Annotated in this window: 12 protein-coding genes; 5 read left to right on the top strand and 7 right to left on the bottom strand. The window is 72.6% G+C overall.

Going from position 1 to position 19709, the window contains the following annotated elements:
- The first annotated feature begins 8 nt into the window (after window positions 1–8).
- The 3 genes from INQ48_11790 to INQ48_11780 all read left to right on the top strand — a co-directional run bounded on the left by INQ48_11790 (window position 9) and on the right by INQ48_11780 (window position 7125).
- Window positions 9–3206, top strand: a complete 3198-nt coding sequence (locus INQ48_11790) for a hypothetical protein (GenBank protein QRF59849.1) — start codon at window positions 9–11, stop codon at window positions 3204–3206.
- A complete protein-coding gene (locus tag INQ48_11785) occupies window positions 3203–4918 on the top strand; it encodes an SWIM zinc finger family protein (protein ID QRF59848.1) in 1716 nt (571 codons plus the stop codon). Before INQ48_11790 ends, INQ48_11785 begins: the two co-directional genes overlap by 4 nt.
- A gap of 278 nt (window positions 4919–5196) precedes the next feature.
- Window positions 5197–7125 (top strand): RNA-directed DNA polymerase, encoded by a 1929-nt coding sequence (locus INQ48_11780; protein ID QRF59847.1) that lies wholly within the window; start codon window positions 5197–5199, stop codon window positions 7123–7125.
- A gap of 46 nt (window positions 7126–7171) precedes the next feature.
- On the opposite strand, the gene INQ48_11775 is transcribed toward INQ48_11780, so the two are convergent.
- Window positions 7172–7768 carry a PaaI family thioesterase gene (locus INQ48_11775; GenBank protein QRF59846.1) on the bottom strand — a complete coding sequence of 199 codons (597 nt, stop codon included), beginning with the start codon at window positions 7766–7768 and terminating at the stop codon, window positions 7172–7174.
- Window positions 7769–8369: 601 nt separating this feature from the next.
- Between INQ48_11775 and INQ48_11770 the strand changes: the two genes are divergently transcribed.
- The gene (locus INQ48_11770) at window positions 8370–9224 is read left to right on the top strand and encodes a serine protein kinase RIO (GenBank protein ID QRF59845.1); all 855 of its coding nucleotides are present in this window, start codon (window positions 8370–8372) and stop codon (window positions 9222–9224) included.
- 44 nt (window positions 9225–9268) lie between these two features.
- On the top strand, window positions 9269–10195 hold the full coding sequence (locus tag INQ48_11765) for an ABC transporter substrate-binding protein (GenBank protein ID QRF59844.1): 927 nt from the start codon (window positions 9269–9271) through the stop codon (window positions 10193–10195).
- Window positions 10196–10210: 15 nt separating this feature from the next.
- On the opposite strand, the gene INQ48_11760 is transcribed toward INQ48_11765, so the two are convergent.
- The 6 genes from INQ48_11760 to cobW all read right to left on the bottom strand — a co-directional run bounded on the left by INQ48_11760 (window position 10211) and on the right by cobW (window position 19705).
- Window positions 10211–11479 (bottom strand): NUDIX domain-containing protein, encoded by a 1269-nt coding sequence (locus tag INQ48_11760; GenBank protein ID QRF59843.1) that lies wholly within the window; start codon window positions 11477–11479, stop codon window positions 10211–10213.
- Between the two features lie 37 nt (window positions 11480–11516).
- Entirely contained in the window at window positions 11517–12899 is a 1383-nt protein-coding gene (locus INQ48_11755; GenBank protein ID QRF59842.1) for a cysteine--tRNA ligase, read from the bottom strand.
- A 182-nt stretch (window positions 12900–13081) separates the two neighbouring features.
- Window positions 13082–13666, bottom strand: a complete 585-nt coding sequence (locus tag INQ48_11750) for a VWA domain-containing protein (GenBank protein QRF60705.1) — start codon at window positions 13664–13666, stop codon at window positions 13082–13084.
- Between the two features lie 86 nt (window positions 13667–13752).
- Window positions 13753–14829 carry an ATP-binding protein gene (locus INQ48_11745; GenBank protein ID QRF59841.1) on the bottom strand — a complete coding sequence of 359 codons (1077 nt, stop codon included), beginning with the start codon at window positions 14827–14829 and terminating at the stop codon, window positions 13753–13755.
- A complete protein-coding gene (cobN, locus tag INQ48_11740) occupies window positions 14826–18641 on the bottom strand; it encodes a cobaltochelatase subunit CobN (protein ID QRF59840.1) in 3816 nt (1271 codons plus the stop codon). The genes INQ48_11745 and cobN overlap by 4 nt, the downstream gene beginning before the upstream one ends.
- A 2-nt stretch (window positions 18642–18643) precedes the next feature.
- The gene (gene cobW / locus INQ48_11735) at window positions 18644–19705 is read right to left on the bottom strand and encodes a cobalamin biosynthesis protein CobW (GenBank protein ID QRF59839.1); all 1062 of its coding nucleotides are present in this window, start codon (window positions 19703–19705) and stop codon (window positions 18644–18646) included.
- Between the last annotated feature and the right edge of the window lie 4 nt (window positions 19706–19709).

Genomic DNA, 19709 nt, shown 5'->3' with positions numbered 1-19709 from the left:
GCCTCCGCGTGAAGCGCATTCGATCCGAGAAACTCACACGAACGAGACCGGGGACATCGACGGTCACGGAACACGTCACCATCGAACTGTTCGAGCTGCCCGCCGACGCCGGGCACGTGGTGCACCTGAGCAGCAGCCGCGACGGACTGCAGTGGCGCGAGACCGTGCTGACACCCTCGCCGCTCGCGCTCGACAAGGCGATGGCGGTGTTCGGCGATGCGCTCGCCGCGCAGCTCTCGCGCGGCCTCGCGCTCGAAGGTGCGCCCATCGTTGCATCGGCACCGGCCGCGCCCATCGCCGCCGCCGCTTCTCTTTCGCCGGCCGACACCATCCTGCTCGAGCGCATCGCGCCCGATGCCTGGCGCCTGCTACCGCCGCTGCGCCGCAGCCGCACCGTGTGGCGCCTCGGCGAACGCCGGCTCGCGCAGGCGGTGCCGCGGCTGGTCGAGCTGATCGAGACCGGCGACGCGATGCTCGACTACTGCATCGCCTGGGCCATCGGCCGCTGCGGCGACACGGGCGCCTTCGAGGCAATGCTCGAGCTCTCGCGCCGCGCGACCGACCCCAAAGTGACGCGCATCGCGCGCTGGGCCGCGCTCGCGCTGTGGCCCGCCGAACGTCGCGCCGCGGAAGCCGAGCGCATCGTCGACGACTGGCCCGGCTCGCTGCGCCGCGCCTGGACCGAGGCGCAGGTCGTTCCGGTGGCCGAGCCCGCCGCGCTGCTGCGCGAACGGCTCGCCGACCCCGCGCACTGGCAGAGCCTCGCGCACACCGACTGGACACAGCAGCTGTTCGAACTCGCGCTGCTCGAAGGCCTCGACGAGGACCAGCCCGCCGGCCTGGCGCGCAGTGCGCTGCACGACGTGGCGCAGCAGCTCTCGCTGGCCGCGCGCAGCTTCCGCGCCTGGCGCCGGCTCTACAAGGGTGCCGAGTTCGCGGGCGACTACCGCCTGCTGGGCCTGCTGAACCAGCGCCTCGAAACGCAGCGCGCGGGTTTTCGCGGCACCAGCCAATGGGCCATGCTCAACGGCCGCTACGTCGACATCGCGAAGGAGATCGTGCGCCCCGACAGCCGGCTCGCGCTGAGCCAGCGCACGCACGACTACCTGCGCCGCCGCACCTGGCGCACCTTGCGCCGGCTCGCGCTGCGCGGCGCGGCCGACGAGCGCGACTGGCTGCGGCTCGCGATGGGCGTGCTGCTCGCGGCCGACGATGCGGACGCGGCCGTCGCGGCGCGCCATGAGGATGCAGGCTGGAACCGCGAGACGCGCGTCTGGCACAGCGGCCCCTACAGCCGCTGGCTGGTCGTGATGCAGCTGCTGCATCGCCATGACCCCGAATGGACTGCGCTGGCCGGTGGCCTCTACTGGCGCCGCGAGACGCCGCCGGCCGAGCACCGCGCGCAACGCGGCGAGGCCTGGCCCGAGCGCTGGGACCGCCATCCGGAGGCGCTGCTGCAGCTGATGCGGCAGTCGCGCTGCGCCGGCGTGCATGCCTTCGCGGCGCGCGCGCTGCAGGACAACCGCGCCTTCTGCCAAGCACTCGATGGCGCCGTGCTGCGCGAGCTGCTCGCGAGCGCCTGGAACGACACGGCGCGCTTCGCGTTGACGCTGGTGCGCGAGCGCATCGAGGCCGGCGAGCCCGCCGGCCCCTGGCTCGTGCCGCTGATCGATTCGCCACTGGACGAAGCACGCCGCCATGCACTCGACCTGATCGCCGAGGACCCGGCGCGCTACAGCCGCGACGTCGAGCTGCTGCTGCGCCTGCTGGTCTCGGCCGACGCCGAGGTGCGCCGCGCCTCGCGCCTGCTGCTGCAGGCCGCGGTGGGCCAGCCAGAGACGGCGGACAGCTTCGACGCGCTGTGTACCGCGCTGCTCGACTGGCTCGCGCGCTGCGATGCGCAGGCACCCGAACTCGCCGCCATCTGCGAGAACCTGCAATGGGCGCTGCAGAACCCGCTGCGCGAAGCCGGCTCGAAGGCGCCGCTGGCCGAACTGCTGGCCCTGTTCGACCATGCGAGCCCCGACGTGGTCGCGCTCGCGGCCGAGTGGCTGCTGCTGCATCCGGCATCCGTTCAAGGCCTGCCGATCGAGGTGCTGACGCGGCTGCTGCAGTCGGACGACGAGCGGCTGCGCGGCGCCGGCGTGCGCCTGTTCACCGCGCTGCCCGACGACACGCTGCTCGCGCAGCCGGCGCTGTTCGCCGTGTTCTGCGCCAGCCCGATGCCGCGCGTGCGCAGCGCGGTCGCGCCCAAGCTCGCGCAGCTGCTGCCCGGCCATCCGGACTTCGGCGCGGCGCTGATGCCGATGCTGCGCGACGAGCTGTTCCGCACCGAAGCGGCCGAGGGCGTGTTCGATTCGCTGCTGCAGTGGCTGTGCGGCCCGCTGGCCGCGCACACGCGCGCGGGCGACAGCGCCACCACCGTGCGGCTGCTCGAGGCGCGCAGCAAGGGCGCGCAACGGCTGGGCGCCTGGCTGCTGCCGCAGCAGCCGGCCGAGGCCTTCGACGTGCTGCAGACCGCGAGCCTGGGGCTGGTCGATGCCGCAGCCGCGCGGCAATGGGCCTGCGAGCAGCTCGCCGCGCGGCCCGAGCGCACGCTCGCGCAGCTCGACGATGCGCTGCGCATCTTCGACAGTCGCTGGGACGATGCGCTCGCCTGGGCGCGCGAGTGGTTCGCATCGCAAGGCCAGTCGCCGCAATGGACGCCCGCGCTGCTGGTGCGCCTGTGCGACCACAAGGATCCCGGCGCCCAGCGCCTGGGCCGCGAGCTGCTGACGGCGCACTTCGAACTCACCGACGTCACCACCTACATGCTGCAGCTGAGCCAGCATCCCTCGAGCGGCATGCAGCTGTTCGTGACCAACTGGCTGGCGGCCGCCGCGGGCGGCAAGCCCGAGGTGCTGGCGCGGCTCGAGCCCTACTTCCTCACCGTGCTGTCGCAGGCCAACCGCGGCCGGCTCGCCAAGGCGCGCGTGAGCGAGTTCCTCGCCGCGCAGGCCGAGCAGTCCGAGGCGGCGGCGCGCATCGTCGCGCGCGTGTTCGCGCGCCAGGCCGTGAGCGGCGCCATCACCGAGCGCGCCCGCTACGTGGCCGGCCTGCGCAGCATCCAGCAACGCTATCCGGCGCTCGAGAACCCGCTGCAGGCCGCGCCCGTGCGCGCCGTCGCGCCGCGCCGGGCCGCCGTCGCCGGAGGTACCGCCGCATGAAGTTCCAGTACCGCTATTTCGGCCACTCGGGCGCGCAGCAGACGCCCACCAGCACCGCGCTGCAGTTCGCGCCCGACACCCTGCGCGCGCCCGTGCACTTCATCGGCGAGGTCAACCGGCACCTGCCGTTTCGCGAAGGCATGTCGGCGCTGCACGACGTGGTGGTGGGCGACCTGCGCTTCCAGCCGCGCGACAAGAGCGCCTACCTCGAATGGCTCGCGAGCCAGGAAGGCGAGCTGCTCGCGCAGTACATGGCGCGCAGCGACGAGCTCAAGGCCCGCATGGCGCCGCTGCGCGAGGAGCTCGACGTGCTGCGCCAGCGCAAGTCGGCCATGCTGCAGCCCTTCTACAAGGCGCAGAAGCGCTACTTCGACCACCTCTACAAGGTCAACCGCGAAGCCTGGTTCGTGCTCGACCCGGTGATCACCGTGCATCCCGACCGCGTGTTCTTCGAGTGCTTCAGCCAGGACGAGTCGAGCTACGGCATGTTCTCCTGCGGCCACGAGGTCTTCGACCGCGTGAGCGACCATGCCTTCGGCACCACCAACGTCGACTACTCCGAGTCGCTCTACGACGAGTTCCAGAAGATCCGCGACTACAAGGCCACGCGGCTGGCGATCGATCCCGGCGGCTTCCAGGTGCAGAGCGGCAACGACCCGGCCTTCCACGAGCCCAAGATCGAAGTGCCCGACAGCTGGGTGCGCGGCTTCCTGCAGGTCAGCAGCGCAATGCTGTTGCCCGCGCACCGGCTGCAGCTGCATCCGATGGACGTGCACAACATCTGCCTGGTGCTGCGCCGCCGCAAGGAGCGCGCGGGCCCGCGCTCGCTGCGCTTCATCCTGCGGCCCGGGCAGCCGGTACGCATCCTGTTCGAGCCCTGGGGCCACGAACTGGTGTGCCCGCGTTCCTCGCACGACGCGCCCACCGACATCGACATCCGCGTCTGGGGCCGGCGCCGGCTGCTGCAGCTCGAGCGGCTGGTGCCGGTGGCGCAGGGCTTCACGGTGCACCTGCTGGGCACCGGCATGCCGAGCTTCTGGGTCGCGCGGCTGCCCGACATGGAATTCACGCTGGGCCTGTCGGGCTGGACCGCCAACGACTGGTCGCGCAACGGCCACTTCGAGCTGCTGCAGCCGCGCCATGACGTCGACCAGGACAGCCTGCTGCGCGTGTTCGCGGCGCTGGGCGAACGCTGGCGCGCCACCACCGCCGAACTGGCCGCGGCCACCGGGCTCTCGCCGCTCAAGGTCGAGTCGGCGCTCGGCGGCTATGTGCAGGCCGGGCGCGTGGTGTACGACATCGCGCACGGCGTGTGGCGCCTGCGCGAGCTCAGCCGCGAGCCGCTGCCGATGGAACGGCTGCGCCATGCCAGCCCCGAGGAAGCGGCCGCCGCCGAACTGGTGCAGGCCGGCCGCCTGAAGGACACGAAGGTCGAGGCCCGGGCCGACGGCGGCCTGCTGCTCAGCGGCCTGTGCGGCACCAAGTCCTCGCGCCAGTACCAGGTGCGGCTGCAGCTCGATGCCGACCAGCGCGTGGCCACCGGCGAATGCCAGTGCGACCACTTCATCCGCCTGCGCATGACGAAGGGGCCGTGCGAACACATGCTTGCGCTGCGCCTGGCCACGGCCTCGGCCGCGCTGGCGCTTGGCACCACCGCGGGCGCACCGACGCCCGCGACCGACTCGGAAGAAAGGACTGCAAGCATCGGCTGATACACTGGTTTTGCGAACGGGGCGGGAAGGCTCTTGCAATCCGGATGGCGCATCGCCATCCTCGATCTCAGCACTTCCCAGGCTTCACTGGACATCTCTTCACTGTGCCGTACGCGCATGGTGGCGCGATGACGGTGCGGCTTCTTCGAAGCTCATCGCGCCACCATGCGCGTACGGCGTCGAGTGGAGCTGTCCAGTCCTCAGGCTCTTCGACGAGATTCCCGTCCCGTTCGCATCTTTTTCTTCCAGTGCATCGGTCCATGCGGCGCACACCGCCCATGACCCCACCCTCTCCCTCCTCCGTACCCGATTCGGCACTCACGCGCGAGCAGCTCTACGAACGCATCCGCGCGAGCTCCAAGCAGGAGGTCGTGCTCGAGGAGATGCAGCGCCTGGGCTTCTGGCCGCGCGACACGGCGCAGCCCACGGTCGAGGCGCAACTGATCCGCCGCGAGGGCGAACTGCAGACCGCGCTGCGCGATCTCGGCGACGAGCTGCGCGGCATCGAGGACCGCGAGACCGCGCTCAAATCGATGCGCAAGGAGCGCATGGCGCGGGCGCGCGAACGCCGCGAGGAAACGCGCCAGCGCCTCGCGCAACAGCGCCATGCGCGCGCGCTCGACTGGCACGGCCGGCGCCAGCGCGAGCTGCTGTACCTGGGCGAAGGCGTCTCGGGCGGGCTCAACGAGGCGCGCAGCGACGAACAGTCGCTCGCGCGCCATGCGCTGCCGGCGCTGCACGACGCCACCGACCTCGCGCGCGCCATGGGCCTGGAACTCGGGGAACTGCGCTTCCTGGCCTGGCACCGCGAGGTCGCGCGCGTGAGCCACTACCAGCGCTTCACCGTGCCCAAGAAGACCGGCGGCGAACGCCGGATCTCGGCGCCGATGCCGCGGCTCAAGCGCGCCCAGTACTGGGTGCTCGACAACGTGCTGGCCAAGGTGCCGGTGCACGAAGCCGTGCACGGCTTCCTGCCGGGCCGCTCGATCCTCAGCAACGCCGCGCCGCACGTGGGGCAGGCGGTGGTGGTCAACCTCGACCTCCAGGACTTCTTTCCCTCGATCGGCCTGCGCCGCGTGCGCGGCGTGTTCCGCCAGCTCGGCTACTCGCCGCAGGTCGCGACCCTGTTCGCGCTGCTCGCGACCGAGGCGCCGACCGACGAGGTCGAGCTCGATGGCGAACGCTACGTCGTCGCGCGCGGCGAGCGCGTGCTGCCGCAGGGCGCGCCCACCAGCCCGATGCTCACCAACGTGCTGTGCCGCCGGCTCGACGCGCGGCTGGCCGCCTGCGCCGCCAGGCTGGGCTTTCGCTACACGCGCTATGCCGACGACCTGAGCTTCTCGGCCGATGCCGAACATGGCCGCGACGTCGGCAAGCTCCTGTGGCGCGCCAAGCAGATCGTGGCCAGCGAAGGCTTCGTGGTGCATCCCGACAAGCAGCAGGTGATGCGCCGCCACCAGCAGCAGCACGTGACCGGCATCGTGGTCAACGACAAGCTCTCGACCGACCGCGACACCTTGCGGCGCTTTCGCGCCGTGCTGCACCAGGCCGAGCGCCACGGCCCGCAGGGCCTGCACTGGAACGGCCAGCACGACCTGGTCGCCGCGCTGCGCGGCTATGCGAACTTCATCGCGATGGCCGACCCCGCGCGCGCCGAGCCCTACCTGCGGCGCGTGAAGGCGCTGGCCGCGAAGCATGCATCGGCGCCCGCGACGGCCGCGACGCCGGCCCGCGCGCCGCTGCCCGCGGGTCACTTCCGCCGGCAGTCGGCCGCCGGGCTCGCGCCCCTGCCCACGTGGTGGCAGCCCGCGCGCGCGCCCGAACCGGTGCTCGAGAAAACGCCCGAGCAGATCGCGGCCGAGAAGAAGGCGAAGCGCGAGGCCGAACGCGAACGCCAGCGCGCGCAGGAGGAGCCGCAGCGGGTCGAGCAGGCACCGCCGCGCACAGCCGAGCCCGCCGCGGCCCCGCAGACCGCGAAGCCACGCAGCACGCTGTCGCTGCTGGGCCTGTGGGTCAGCATCGCGATCCAGGGCACCTACGTGCTGGGCTTCCTGCTGTCGCTGCGCGATGCCTGGCTGATCGGCCTCATGACGGGCGCGATCTGGGTCGCCAACATCTACCAGCGCAAGGCCGGCTGGATGCGCTTCTTCATCGCGCTGATCGCCGGCTCGGGACTCTCGGCGGTGCTGCGCAAGATGTGGTCCTGAAAAGGCCGGCCCCCAAAAGCGAATCGCCCCGAAGGGCGATCCGCTGCTAGGACGTGGCCGATGTCGACGGCCGCGCCGCCACGGCGGGTGCCTGTGCCTGCGCCGGCGCGCGCATGTCGAACAGCCGGCACTCGGTGGTGGCCTTGGCATACAGCGTGCCGTCCGGCCCCACCAGGTTGGCTTCGGCCAGTGCCGTGCGGCCTTCGATGCGCGTGACCGTGGCCTCGGCGCGCACGCGCCGCACGTCGAGCGTGAGGGCCTTCACGTAGCGGGTCTCGAGTCCGGCGGTGGTGTAGACCTGCCCCGGCGGCAGCGACGAGAGCACCGCGCAGCCCAGCGCCGAATCGAGGATCGAGGTCATCCAGCCACCGTGGATGGTGCCCATGGGATTGAGGTATTCACGCTGCGGCGTGCCCTGGAACACGGCCGAACCCTGATGCGCGGCGATGGCATAGAAGGTCAGGTGCCGGGCGAACTCCGCATAGGGAAGCTGGCCGTTCATCATCGCGTGCATCACTTCGAGGCCGCTCTTGCCGACGAGCTGCGCGGGCCGTGCCACACCGACACCGGGACCCGAATTAAGCAGTTCGACTACCTCGCGTTCCTCGGAGAGCCACAGGTCCAGTCGTTGTTCAGGCGTCATTTGAAAAGATCTCGAAAGCAATGCGGATCGGATCGGGAGAAGTGGCACGCAAGGGTGCTTCCTCATGCATCTTCTTGTCGCAGCCAGTTTAGCAATTGCCTGCTGCGAAGACGATGCTTTCGAGGCCCTGCGCCCTGCATTCCTTGTCGAATCCTTAAGCCACGTGCGATAGCTGGCGCTGTCGCGCGCCGAACACAACGCCGCCCTCGCGCGAACGACGTGCTTCACAGTTCGCGCGCATGCGACTACATTCGCATCCCTCGACAACCACGCACCACAGGAGGTACGCAATGAACAAGCCAGTCCTTGCCCCCACCACCGTCTCGGTGCCCGGCCGCTCGATCGCATCGCGCGCACGCCGCTGATGCCTTCGCCGCGCTGAGCGGCGCAGCCCTCCCGCTGCACGCAAGGCCGCCCCGCCCGAGATTCGCCAAGCCCGCCGCGCGCGCCATCGCGTGCGGCGCCCGGTCTTTCGTTTTCGAATCAAGGTGCCCACACCCATGCCCGATGCAGCAGCCGCGCACGCGCGGCATCGTTTGGTTTTTCCCTCGACCGTCCGCATCGCCGTCGTCCCTCCCCTCGAAAGAAGGGAGGTGGCCCCGTGAAGATTCCGCCCCGGCTCCAACCCCTGGTCGACGAAGGCCTGATCGACGGCGTCAGCCGCCAGCTCATGAGTGGCAAGGAGGCGATGGTCTACGTCGTGCACAGCGGCGACGAAGCCCGTTGCGCCAAGGTCTACAAGGAGGCCGACAAGCGCGCCTTCCGCCAGGCCGTGGACTACACCGAGAACCGCAAGATCCGCAACTCGCGCGAGCGCCGCGCCGTCGCCAAGGGCACCCGCTTCGGCCGCCGCATGACCGAGAGCCACTGGCAGAGCGCCGAGGTCGATGCGCTGTACCGGCTCGCCGACGCGGGCGTGCGCGTGCCCGAGCCCTTCGGCTTCTGGGAAGGCGTGCTGCTGATGGAGCTCGTGACCGACGCCGAGGGCGCCGCCGCGCCGCGGCTCAACGACGTCGAGTTCACGCCCGAGGACGCTCGGCGCCATCACGCCACGCTGGTGCGCGAGGTGATGCGCATGCTGTGCGCGGGCATCGTGCACGGCGATCTCTCGGAGTTCAACGTGCTGCTCGGCGCGGAGGGCCCGGTGATCATCGACCTGCCGCAGGCCGTCGACGCCGCGGGCAACAACCATGCGCAGCGCATGCTGCTGCGCGACGTGGCGAACCTGCGCGAGTTCTTCGGCCGCTTCGCGCCCGAGTTGCACGAGACGCGCCATGGCGAGGAGATCTGGCATCTCTACGAGCGCGGCCTGCTGCGGCCCGAGACCCCGCTGAGCGGCGCGCCGCCGCGCGACACCGGGCCGGTCGACCTCGGCGAGGTGCTGCGCGCGGTCGACGATGCGCGCGCCGAGGAGGCGCGCCGGCGCGAGCGGCTGGCGAACCGCGGCGAGCCCTGAGCCCGGCGGCGACAATCGGCGCAGTCCCGCCTTCCTTCGCCCCGATGTTCCAGCCCACCGACCTCGCGCCCTCCCCGCGTCCTGCGCGCCACTTCGCCTCGGCGCTCTCGCTGGCCGCGGCCTTCGCGCTCGGCGGACCGGCGCTGGTCCATGCGGGCGTGCGGCTCGACGACGATCGCGGCAGCGTGCTCGAGCTGCCGGCGCCCGCGCGGCGCATCGTCTCGCTGATGCCTTCGCTGACCGAGACCGTCTGCGCGCTCGATGCCTGCGACCGGCTGGTGGGCATCGACCGCCATGCCAACTGGCCGGTGGCGGTGCAGCGGCTGCCGCAGGTGGGCGGCATCGACGACGCGAACATCGAGCGCATCGTCGCGCTCAAGCCCGACCTGGTGCTGCTGCGCCCGCGCAGCCGCGCCGCCGAACCGCTCGAGCGGCTCGGCATCCGCGTGCTGGCGCTCGATGCCAAGACCCATGCCGACATGCGCCGCGTGATGGAGACCGTGGCGCGCGCCACCGGCCAGCCCGGCAAGGGCGAGGCCTACTGGCGCCGGCTCGATGCCGGCCTCGACGCGGCGCGCGCGCGCGTGCCCGCTGGCTGGCAGGGCCGGCGCGTCTATTTCGAGGTGCATGGCGGCATGGCGGCCGCGAGCGAGAGCTCCTTCATCGGCGAGACGCTCGCGCGCCTGGGCCTCGCGAACGCGGTGCCCGGCACGCTGGGGCCGTTCCCGAAGATGAGCCCCGAGTTCGTGGTGCGCGCCGACCCCGACGTGCTGATGGTGTCGGCGCTCGGCGAGCTGTCGGCGATGGCCGCGCGGCCCGGCTGGTCGGCGATAAGCGCGATCAAGCGCGGCCGCGTCTGCAGCTTCGCGGCGGCACGCTTCGACCTGATGATGCGGCCCGGTCCGCGGCTGGACGAGGCGGCGGATGCGATCGTCGACTGCCTGGTGCGGCTCGGCGATCCGCGCTCCTGAGACGGCGGGTCGCGCTCAGTCGGGCGCGTGCCGCACGACGAATCCACGCACGGGCGCGATCCATTCGACCGCCGCGACATCGGGCCACGCCACGGCCGCGCCCTGCGCGCTGCCCGAGAACAGCAGGCGCTCCTCGACCAGCAGGAAGCGCCGCGCTGCGACCTCGTCGCCGTCCAGCACCCGCAGCGTCGCGCCGCCGAGGTCCAGCGACTCCCCGGTCTTCGGCGCGACCGCGCGCGCCTCGGGCCAGCCGGCGGCCGATGCCTCGCCGCGCGTGGCCAGCACCCAGCGCACGGGCCCCGGCGCCGCGGCGCGCAGCGCCTCTCCCGGCACCGGATCGATCAGCGCCCAGCCTTCGTCGCCACCGACGAAATGGCTGTGCGTTCCATCGCCGCCCGTTACGCGCCACACGCGCGCCGACAGCCGCATCGAAAGCCCCGCCTCGTGCGCATAGCGCCCGCCGCCCAGCCCATCGGGATCGACCAGCGCCACCTCGTCGTAGGGCGCCTCGTCCACGTTCACCGGCCGCCGGCCTTCGGGTCCGTCGGCCAGCCGCGGCATGTTGAGACGCACGCGCGCACGGGCGCGCGCCTGCGCGAGGCAATCGGCCACCGAGGCGAAGCCCGCGAGCTCCAGCAGCACGCGCCGCGTCACGTTCATCAGCTTGAGCCCGAGCGCCGGGCTCGCGGCCTCGGCCGGCGGCAGCCAGCGGTGCTCGACGATCTCGAAGCCGTCGACCTGCACCTCCTGCCCCGGGGGGATGGCCGCGACGAAGAAGCGCGTGTCGAAGCGCCGCGGCATGCCGGGCGGCGTGAGCCAATGGCTGAAATAGGCGAGCTGGTCGACCGCGAGCCGCCAGCCCTGGGCGTCGCACAGCGCGAGCAGCGCCTCGGTGCTGTCGGCCACGGCGGCGCGCATCGCAGCCAGCCGCTCCGGATCGACGCGCTCGAGCGCGACCAGTGCGCCGTCGGCGTCGCTCGCGAACAGCACGCCGGCCTCCTCGAAGCATTCGCGCACCGCGGCGGCGTAGTAATCGAGGCCGCCCGCGGGCAGCGCGAGCCGCGCGCTCGCTGCCGCGTCGTCGAGCCCGGCACAGCGTGTGTGCAGCTCGCGGTCGTGCGCGTCGACCACGCCGCCCGGGAACACGCTGGCGCCGCTGTTCTGGTCGTCGGGCTTGTCGGCCCGGCGCAGCATCAGCACCTCGAGGCCGTCGGGCCCGTCGCGCAGCAGGATCAGCGAGGCGGCGGTGCGTATCGGGCGTGGCTTGGGCGGCGTGGCGTTCATGGGAAGCGATTGTCGGTCCGCGGGCGCCGGCCTGCTGTCACGCACGTCCACGGCTGAGCCGGGGGCCGGCCGCGCCGTCCTCGACCTGCCAGCCCTGCGCGCGCAGGTCCTCGCGCAGCCGGTCGGCCCGGGCCCAGTCGCCGGCGGCACGGGCCTCGAGCCGCTTGCGCGCCAGGGCCGCGATCGCCTCGGGCACCGCCTCGCCCTCCTCGCGCCACTCGGCCAGCCGCAGCCCCAGCACCGCCTCGAACACATCGACCGTGGCGCGCCGCGTCGGCGCCGGCAGGTCGCTGCGCACCAGCTCCCACAGCACGGCCAGGCCGCGCGGCAGGTTCAGGTCCTGCTCGACCTCGGCGCGAAAGCGCGCGACGAAGCCCGCGTCGGCCGTGCCGCCCACCGGCCAGCCCGCATAGGCGCGGCGCAGGCGGTCGAGCGCCGACTGCGCGCCCGCGATCGCGGCCTCGTTGAAGCGCAGGCTGCTGCGGTAGTGCGCGCCCAGGCACAGGTAGCGGTAGGCCAGCGGATCGATGCCGCGGTCGACCAGCGTCTGCAGCCGCACGAAGTCGCCGTCGGACTTCGACATCTTCAGGTCGTTGTCGAGCGTGAGGAAATGGCCATGCAGCCAGAAGTTGGCCAGGCGCGTGCCGTGGCAGGCCTGAGTCTGCGCGATCTCGTTGCTGTGGTGCACGCCGATGTGGTCCTCGCCGCCGCAGTGGATGTCGAACCAGGGTCCGAGGTAGCGGGCCGACATGGCCGAGCACTCGATGTGCCAGCCCGGGAAGCCGCGGCCCCAGGGGCTGTCCCATTCCATCTGGCGCTGGCTGCCGGGCGGGCTGAACTTCCAGAGCGCGAAGTCGGTGGCCTCGCGCTTGTCGCCCATCGCCACGCGCTGACCCGCGCGCAGGCCGGCCTTGTCCAGCCGCGCGAGGTGGCCGTAGTCGTCCTCCTTCGAGGTGTCGAAGTAGATGCCGTCGGCGGTGCGGTAGGTGAAGCCCTTGCGCTCGAGCTCGGCGATGAAGGCGAGCTGCTCGGGGATGTGGTCGGTGGCGCGCGGCCATTCGGCGGGCTCGCGCAGGTTCAGCGCGCGCCAGTCGGCGCGGAAGGCGGCCGTGAAACGCTCGGCAATGGCCCAGGCCGATTCGCCCGCGCGGCGGCTGCCCTTCTCCATCTTGTCCTCGCCCTCGTCGGCGTCCGAGACCAGGTGGCCCACGTCGGTGATGTTGACCACGTGCCGCACCTCGTGGCCGCCGAATTCGAGCACGCGGCGCAGCAGGTCCTCGAACACGTAGGTGCGCAGGTTGCCGATGTGGGCATGGTCGTAGACGGTGGGGCCGCAGCAGTAGAGCCCCACCGGGCCGGGGCGCAGCGGAACGAAGGGGCGCAGGGAGCGCGACCAGGTGTCGTGAAGGACGAGGGACATGCGTGTGGACTCTCGAGGTCGTTGCAAAAAACAAAAAGGCCACCGGTCTTGCAACGGGTGGCCATCGGGCATGCGGGTTCGCGTGAAATCGCTCTAGCCGCCATCTCCCCATGGCAGAGCGCGACAGCAGGTGCCGGCGATGTGGAAGGAAGGACGGGTGGACATGGCCGGCATCCTAGCCGCTAGGCCTGGGCCGGGTCAAACGCGGCCGCGTCGAGGTAGCGCGCGTCCCACGCCGCGGCCAGCGACTGCGCGCGATGCAGCGGCACGCGCGCGGTCTCGAAGCCGACCACGCAGGCCACGTCGGCCGACCCGGGCCGCGCGGGCGATTCGGCGCTGCGACCATCGGTGAGCAGCCAGAGCCAGCGTCGCCGATCGGCATGGCGCTCGAGCAGCTCGTCGGCGCGCCGCACGCCCAGCGCCAATGGCGTGCCGCCGCCGGCGCCGATGGGCGCGATCCAGTCGTCGTTCCAGGCGCTGGCGCGGCGCGGCGGCAGCCGCAGCTCGACCACCGAGCCCGCGAAGCACAGCAGCGCGACATGGTCGCGGCGGCGGTAGGCCTCGTCCATCAGCGCGAGCAGCAGGCCCTTGGCGCGCGCGAGGCCGCCGTCGTTGCGCATCGAGGCCGAGGCGTCGAGCAGGAAGCAGTGCAGCGCGCCCTCGCGCGTCTCGCGCGGGCGGCGGCGCAGGTGCTCGCGGCGCAGCGGACCGGCACCGCGCGCGGCGAGCGTGCGCGGCCAGTCGAGCGCCGCGTCGGCGGCGGCGATGCCATGCCAGGCCTCGCGGCCCGGTCCCGATGACGCCTGCCTCCGGTCACCCTGGCGCGCGCCAGCGGGTGCGGTGTTCCGGAGGCTCAGGCTTTTTTTGCGAGCGAGGCGGCCGGGATCAGCGGGCGCAGCGGCTTGACGCGCGCGACGCCGACGGGCTCGGGGGGCAGCGCACCCCAGTCGCCATCGCCTGAATCGGTACCGGCGCCGTCGTCGACGGCGCTCTCGCCCTCGGCGGCCGATGGCGGTGGCGCGCTCGGCGCCTGCGCGGGCGGCGTCGCCTCCACGCCCGGCTTGCGCCGGTGCAGCAGCACGGCCTCGGCCACGCGCCGCACATGCTGCTCGTCGATGGCCTCCGCCCCTTCGAGCGCGGCCAGCGCGCGCGCCGCGCGCAGCATCACGAGGTCGGCGCGCAGGCCATCGACCTGCGCGGCGATGCACAGCGCGCCCACGGCCTCGTGCACCGCATCGCCATACGGCAGCGCGTTGGCATCGGCCAGGGTCGCACGGGAGCGCCGCAGCGACGCGGCGAGCTCGGCCTCGGCCGCCGCATGCCGCGCGCGAAAGCCCTCGGGATCGCTGTCGAAGGCCAGCCGCGCGCGCACCACGGCCTGGCGCTCGGCCCGGTCCTCGAGGTTGCGCAGCTGCACGCACAGGCCGAAGCGGTCGAGCAGCTGCGGGCGCAGGCTGCCCTCCTCCGGGTTCATGGTGCCCACGAGCACGAAGCGCGCGGCATGGCGGTGCGAGATGCCGTCGCGCTCGACCGCGTTGACGCCGCTGGCGGCCGCGTCGAGCAGCGAATCGATCAATGCATCGGGCAGCAGGTTGATCTCGTCGACGTAGAGCACGCCGCCATGGGCACGCGCGAGCAGGCCCGGCGCGAACTTCAGTGCATGGCCGGCCAGCGCCTGGCCGAGATCGAGCGTGCCGACCAGGTGCTCGAGGCTGGCGCCCAGCGGCAGGGTGACGAAGGGCGCGCCGGGCAGCAGCTCGGCCAGCGCGCGCGCGGCCGTGGTCTTGGCCGTGCCGCGCGGGCCCTCGATCAGCACGCCGCCGAGCGCGGGATCGGCCGCGGCCAGCAGCAGCGCCTCGCGCAGCCGCGGCTGGCCGGCGATGGCGGAAAAGGGGAACGACGCCGGCAGCGGCGCGGCCTGTGTGTTCATCGCGTATGTCCTTCCATCCGCTGCTCGTGCGCGAGCAGCAGGTTCTCGATGCGTTCTCGGTAGTCGCCGGGCGACTGCCAGAGGCCGCGCTGCATGGCCTCGAGCAGGCGGCTCAGCATGTCGTGCAGCGCGCGCGGATTGTGCGTGTCGACGAAATCGCGGTTCTCGGCATCGAGCACGTAGGCGTCGGCCACCATCGCGTACTGGTGGTCGCCGACCACGCGCGCGGTGGCGTCGAAGCCGAACAGGTAGTCGACCGTGGCCGCCATCTCGAAGGCGCCCTTGTAGCCATGGCGGCGCGCGCCCGCGATCCACTTGGGATTGACCACGCGCGCGCGCACCACGCGGCCGATCTCCTCCTTGAGCGTGCGCACGCGCGGCGCCTGCGGGTTGCCATGGTCGCCGTGGTACATGGCCGGCTGGCTGCCACTCAGGTGGCGCACGGCGGCGGCCATGCCGCCCTGGAACTGGTAGTAGTCGTTGGAGTCGAGCAGGTCGTGCTCGCGGCTGTCCTGGTTCTGCAGCACCACGTCGGTCGCGCGTAGGCGCCGCACCAGCGCCTCGGTGGCGGGCACGCCGTCGCTGTCCTGCCCGTAGGCATGGGCGCTGCCGCCGACATAGGCGCCCGCGAGGTCATCGTCGCTCTGCCAGTCGCCGCTGTCGAACAGCGGCTGCAGGCCCGAGCCGTAGTGACCGGGCGCCGAGCCGAACACGCGCCAGCCGGCCTGGCTGCGCGCGGCCTCGGCCGGCAGGCCCGCGGCCTCGAGTGCCGTGGCCTCGCGCAGGATGCGCGCGCGGATCGGGTTGCGCTCGGCATCCTCGTCCTCCTGCGCGGCCACGGCCTGCACGGCCGCGTCGAACATCTGCACCGCGGCCGGGAAGGCATCGCGGAAGAAGCCCGAGATGCGCAAGGTGACGTCGATGCGCGGACGCCCGAGGCCGACCGTGGGCAGCACCTCGAAGTCGACCACGCGCTGGCTGCCCGCGGCCCACTTCGGCCGCACGCCGATCAGCGCGAAGGCCTGCGCGAGGTCGTCGCCGCCGGTGCGCATGGTGGCCGTGCCCCAGACCGACAGGCCGATGCCCGCGGGATAGTCGCCATGCTCCTGCAGGTGGCGCTCGACCAGCTGGGCGGCCGACTTGAGGCCCAGCATCCAGGCGGTGGGCGTGGGAATGGCGCGCGTGTCGACCGCGTAGAAATTGCGCCCGGTCGGCAGCACGTCGGGCCGGCCGCGCGAGGGCGAGCCGCTGGGCCCGGGCGGCACGAAGCGGCCCCGCAGCGCGCGCGACAGCTGCAGCAGCTCCTGCGCGCCGCAGGCATCGAGCGCGGGCGCGAGGCGCTCGGCGATGCGCCCCAGCACGGCGGCGGTGCGCGGCATGCCGGCCGGGCATTCGCCCGCTTCGACGAGTTGCGTGGCCAGCAGCTCGAGGCGCTCGCGCGTGTCGCCCTGGTGGCGCCAGGGGTCGTCGCTCACCGCCTGCAGCAGCGCGGGCCGCGCGCCCTGCCAGGGTTTTGCGGGCTCGATGTCGAGCGGATCGAAATGCTCGCCGGGCAGCAGGTCGTGCGACAGCGCACCAAGCAACCCAGCGTCCGCACCGCTGCCGTCGCCCGCCGGATAGCGCGCCAGCGCCAGCAGCGTGTCGCGCCGCAGCCGGCCCTCGGGCGAGGCGCCGAACACATGCAGGCCGTCGCGGATCTGGGTTTCCTTGAGCTCGCAGAGGTAGGCATCGACGCGCGCGAGCACGGCATCGTCCTCGGCGCCCGCCGCGTCGAGTTCGTCGACCAGGTGCTGGGCGCGCACGGCCGCGAGGATCTGCGCGCGCAGCACGCGCGCGCGGCGTGCGTCGACCAGCAGCGCGTCGTAGTACTCGTCGACCCGGCGCTCGAGGTCCTGCATCGGGCCATGGTTCTCGGCGCGCGTGAGCGGCGGCATCAGGTGGTCGACGATCACGGCCTGGGTGCGGCGCTTGGCCTGCGCGCCCTCGCCCGGGTCGTTGACGATGAAGGGATAGACGTTGGGCAGCGGTCCGAGCACCGCGTCGGGCCAGCAGGCCTGCGTCAGCGCGATGCTCTTGCCCGGCAGCCATTCGAGGTTGCCGTGCTTGCCCACGTGCACCACCGCGTCGATGCCGAACGCATCGCGCAGCCAGAAGTAGAAGGCCAGGTAGCCGTGCGGCGGCACGGCCTCGGCGTCGTGGTAGCTCGCGTAGTCCTGCGAGCCCGAGAGGTTCAGCGCGCGCGCGGGCTGGATGCCGACGAAGACCTGGCCCAGCCGCAGGCCCGCGATCATGAAGCGGCCCTGGCGCAGCATCGGATCCTGCTCGGGCGGGCCCCAGCGTTCGTCGATGGCCGCGGCCATGCCTTCGGGCAGCGCGGCCAGGCGCGCGCGGTAGTCGGCCAGCGCGTAGCTCTGCCAGGCGGGCCGCGCGGGCCATTCGCGCGGGTCGTTGGCGATGCCCTGCTGCAGGGTCCGCATCAGGCTGTCGCCATCGGCCGGCAGCGCCTTCGGGTCGCCGAGCGCATAGCCTTCGGTGCGCAACGTTCCGAGGATCGCGATCACCGAGGCCGGCGTGTCGAGCCCCACGCCGCTGCCGATGCGGCCCTCGCTGCCCGGGTAGTTGGCGAGCACCAGCGCGAGCCGCTTGTCGGCGGCCGGCAGGTTGCGCAGGCGGCACCAGCGGCGCGCGAGCTCGGCCACGAAGGCGACGCGGTCGGGCTCGGCGCGGTAGCCGACCACCTCGGTCTGGGTCAGCTCGCAGCGGTGCAGCAGGCCCTTGAAGCTCACGGCGCGCGTCACGATGCGGCCGTCCATCTCGGGCAGCGCGACCTGCATCGCGATGTCGCGCGGCCGCAGGCCCTGGCTGTCGGCCAGCCAGTCCTCGCGGTTGCCGCCGCTCACGATCACCTGCAGCACGGGCGCGTCGCCGGCCAGCGCCGGTGGTTCGCCGCCCTCGCCGCCGTCATGCCCCAGCGCCGCGAAGGCGGTGGTGTTGAGCACCAGCTGCACCGCATGCGTGGCGCAGAGCTCGCGCAGCGCCGACAGGCACAGCGGGTCCTTGAGCGAATCGAGCGCCAGCGGCAGCGGGTTCAGGCCTTCGGCCGACAGCGCCTCGGCCAGCGCATCGAAGGCGGCCGTGTTGCCCGACAGCAGGTGCGAGCGGTAGAACACCAGCGCCACCACCGGCGCGCCGGGCCGCCAGCGCGCGCGCAGGTCGTCGATGCCGGGCACGGCCGACGTGGCGGGCAGCCCCGGCACGTGCAGCGCCACCTGCGGCAGGCTGCGCGGCGGCAGCGGCTCGTCGCCATGGCGCAGGCCGTGGAAGGCCACCGCGCGCAGGAACTGCAGCGCATTGGCCGGCCCGCCCGCGCGCAGGTACTGCCACAGCCGGTGGCAGACGGCGCGCGGCGCGGTGCTGCGCGCGAGCAGGTCCTCGTCCTCCTGCAGGTCGCCCGAGAAGATGGCGAGCTGCTGGCCGTGCCGGCGCGCGAGCTTCTCGAGCTGCTGCAGGCCGTAGGGCCAGGCCGAGGCCGCGCCCAGGTGGTCGACCACCACCACGCGCGCATGCCGCAGCACCTCGTCCGCATAGAGGTCGAACGAGGCCGGCTGGCGCAGGTACATGAGGTTGGCCAGCCGCAGCGAGGGATAGCCGGGATCGCTGGCGGCGAGCGCGCCGCGCGCGGCCGACAGCAGGGCCAGCGTGGTGTCGGCCGAGCTGAGCACCACGATCTCGCCCGGCGTCTGGTCGAGCCGGGTGACGACGCCCGGGTCGTCCTCGACGAAACGTCCGGGCTGGGTGCTCAGCAGGTGCATCGTCAGGCCGGCAGCGCCGCGCCTTCCAGCACCTCGCGCAGCGCGGCTTCTTCGAGGTCCTCGCCGATGAAGACCAGCTGCGTGCGCGGCGCCTCGCCATCGCGCCAGCGGCGGTCGAAGTGATGGTCGAAGCGCCGGCCCACGCCCTGCACCAGCAGGCGCATCGGCTTGCCCGGCACGGCGACGAAGCCCTTGACGCGGTAGATGGTGTGGCGCTCGACCAGCGCGGCGAGCGCGGCCAGCAGCCGCTCGCGGTCCATCGCGGGCAGGTCGATCACGAGCGAGTCGAACTCGTCGTGGTCGTGGTCCTCCTCGTGGTCGTGGTGGCTCTCGCGCAGGTGGATGGTGGTCTCGGCCGCGCGGCCCTGGCCCAGCAGCAGCGCGAGCGGCAGCTTGCCTTCGGTGGCCGTCACGATCTTGACCTCGGGCGGCAGCTCCTCGCGCACCAGCGCCTCGACGCGCGCGCGCGCGGCCTCGTCGAGCAGGTCGGCCTTGTTGAGCACCACCAGGTCGGCGGCCGAGAGCTGGTCCTCGAACAGCTCGTGCAGCGGCGACTCGTGGTCGAGGTTGGGATCGGCGCGGCGCTGCGCGTCGACCGCCACCGGGTTCTCGGCGAACTGGCCCGCCGCGGCGGCCGGGCCGTCGACCACGGTCACGACCGAGTCGACGGTGAAGACGTTGGCGATGTCGGGCCACTGGAAGGCCTGCACCAGCGGCTTGGGCAGCGCCAGGCCCGAGGTCTCGATCAGCACGGCGTCGAGCTGGTCGCGGCGCTCGGCGAGCTGCAGCATCACGGGCAGGAACTCCTCCTGCACGGTGCAGCAGACGCAGCCGTTGGCGAGTTCGTAGAGCGCGCCCTCGCGCTCGTTGCCCTCGTCGTCGCAGCCGATGCCGCAACCGCGCAGGATCTCGCCGTCGATGCCGAGCTCGCCGAACTCGTTGACGATCACCGCGATGCGGCGGCCCTCGGCATTGCCGAGGATGTGGCGCATCAAGGTGGTCTTGCCGCTGCCGAGGAAGCCCGTGACGATGGTGACGGGGATTTTTGCGTTGCTGGTGGTCATGGAG

The sequence above is a fragment of the Variovorax paradoxus genome, from assembly GCA_016806145.1.
Classification (GTDB): Bacteria; Pseudomonadota; Gammaproteobacteria; order Burkholderiales; family Burkholderiaceae_C; genus Variovorax.
Note: the sequence above shows the minus strand (reverse complement) of the source record. Positions and strands in the feature narration are given on the sequence as shown.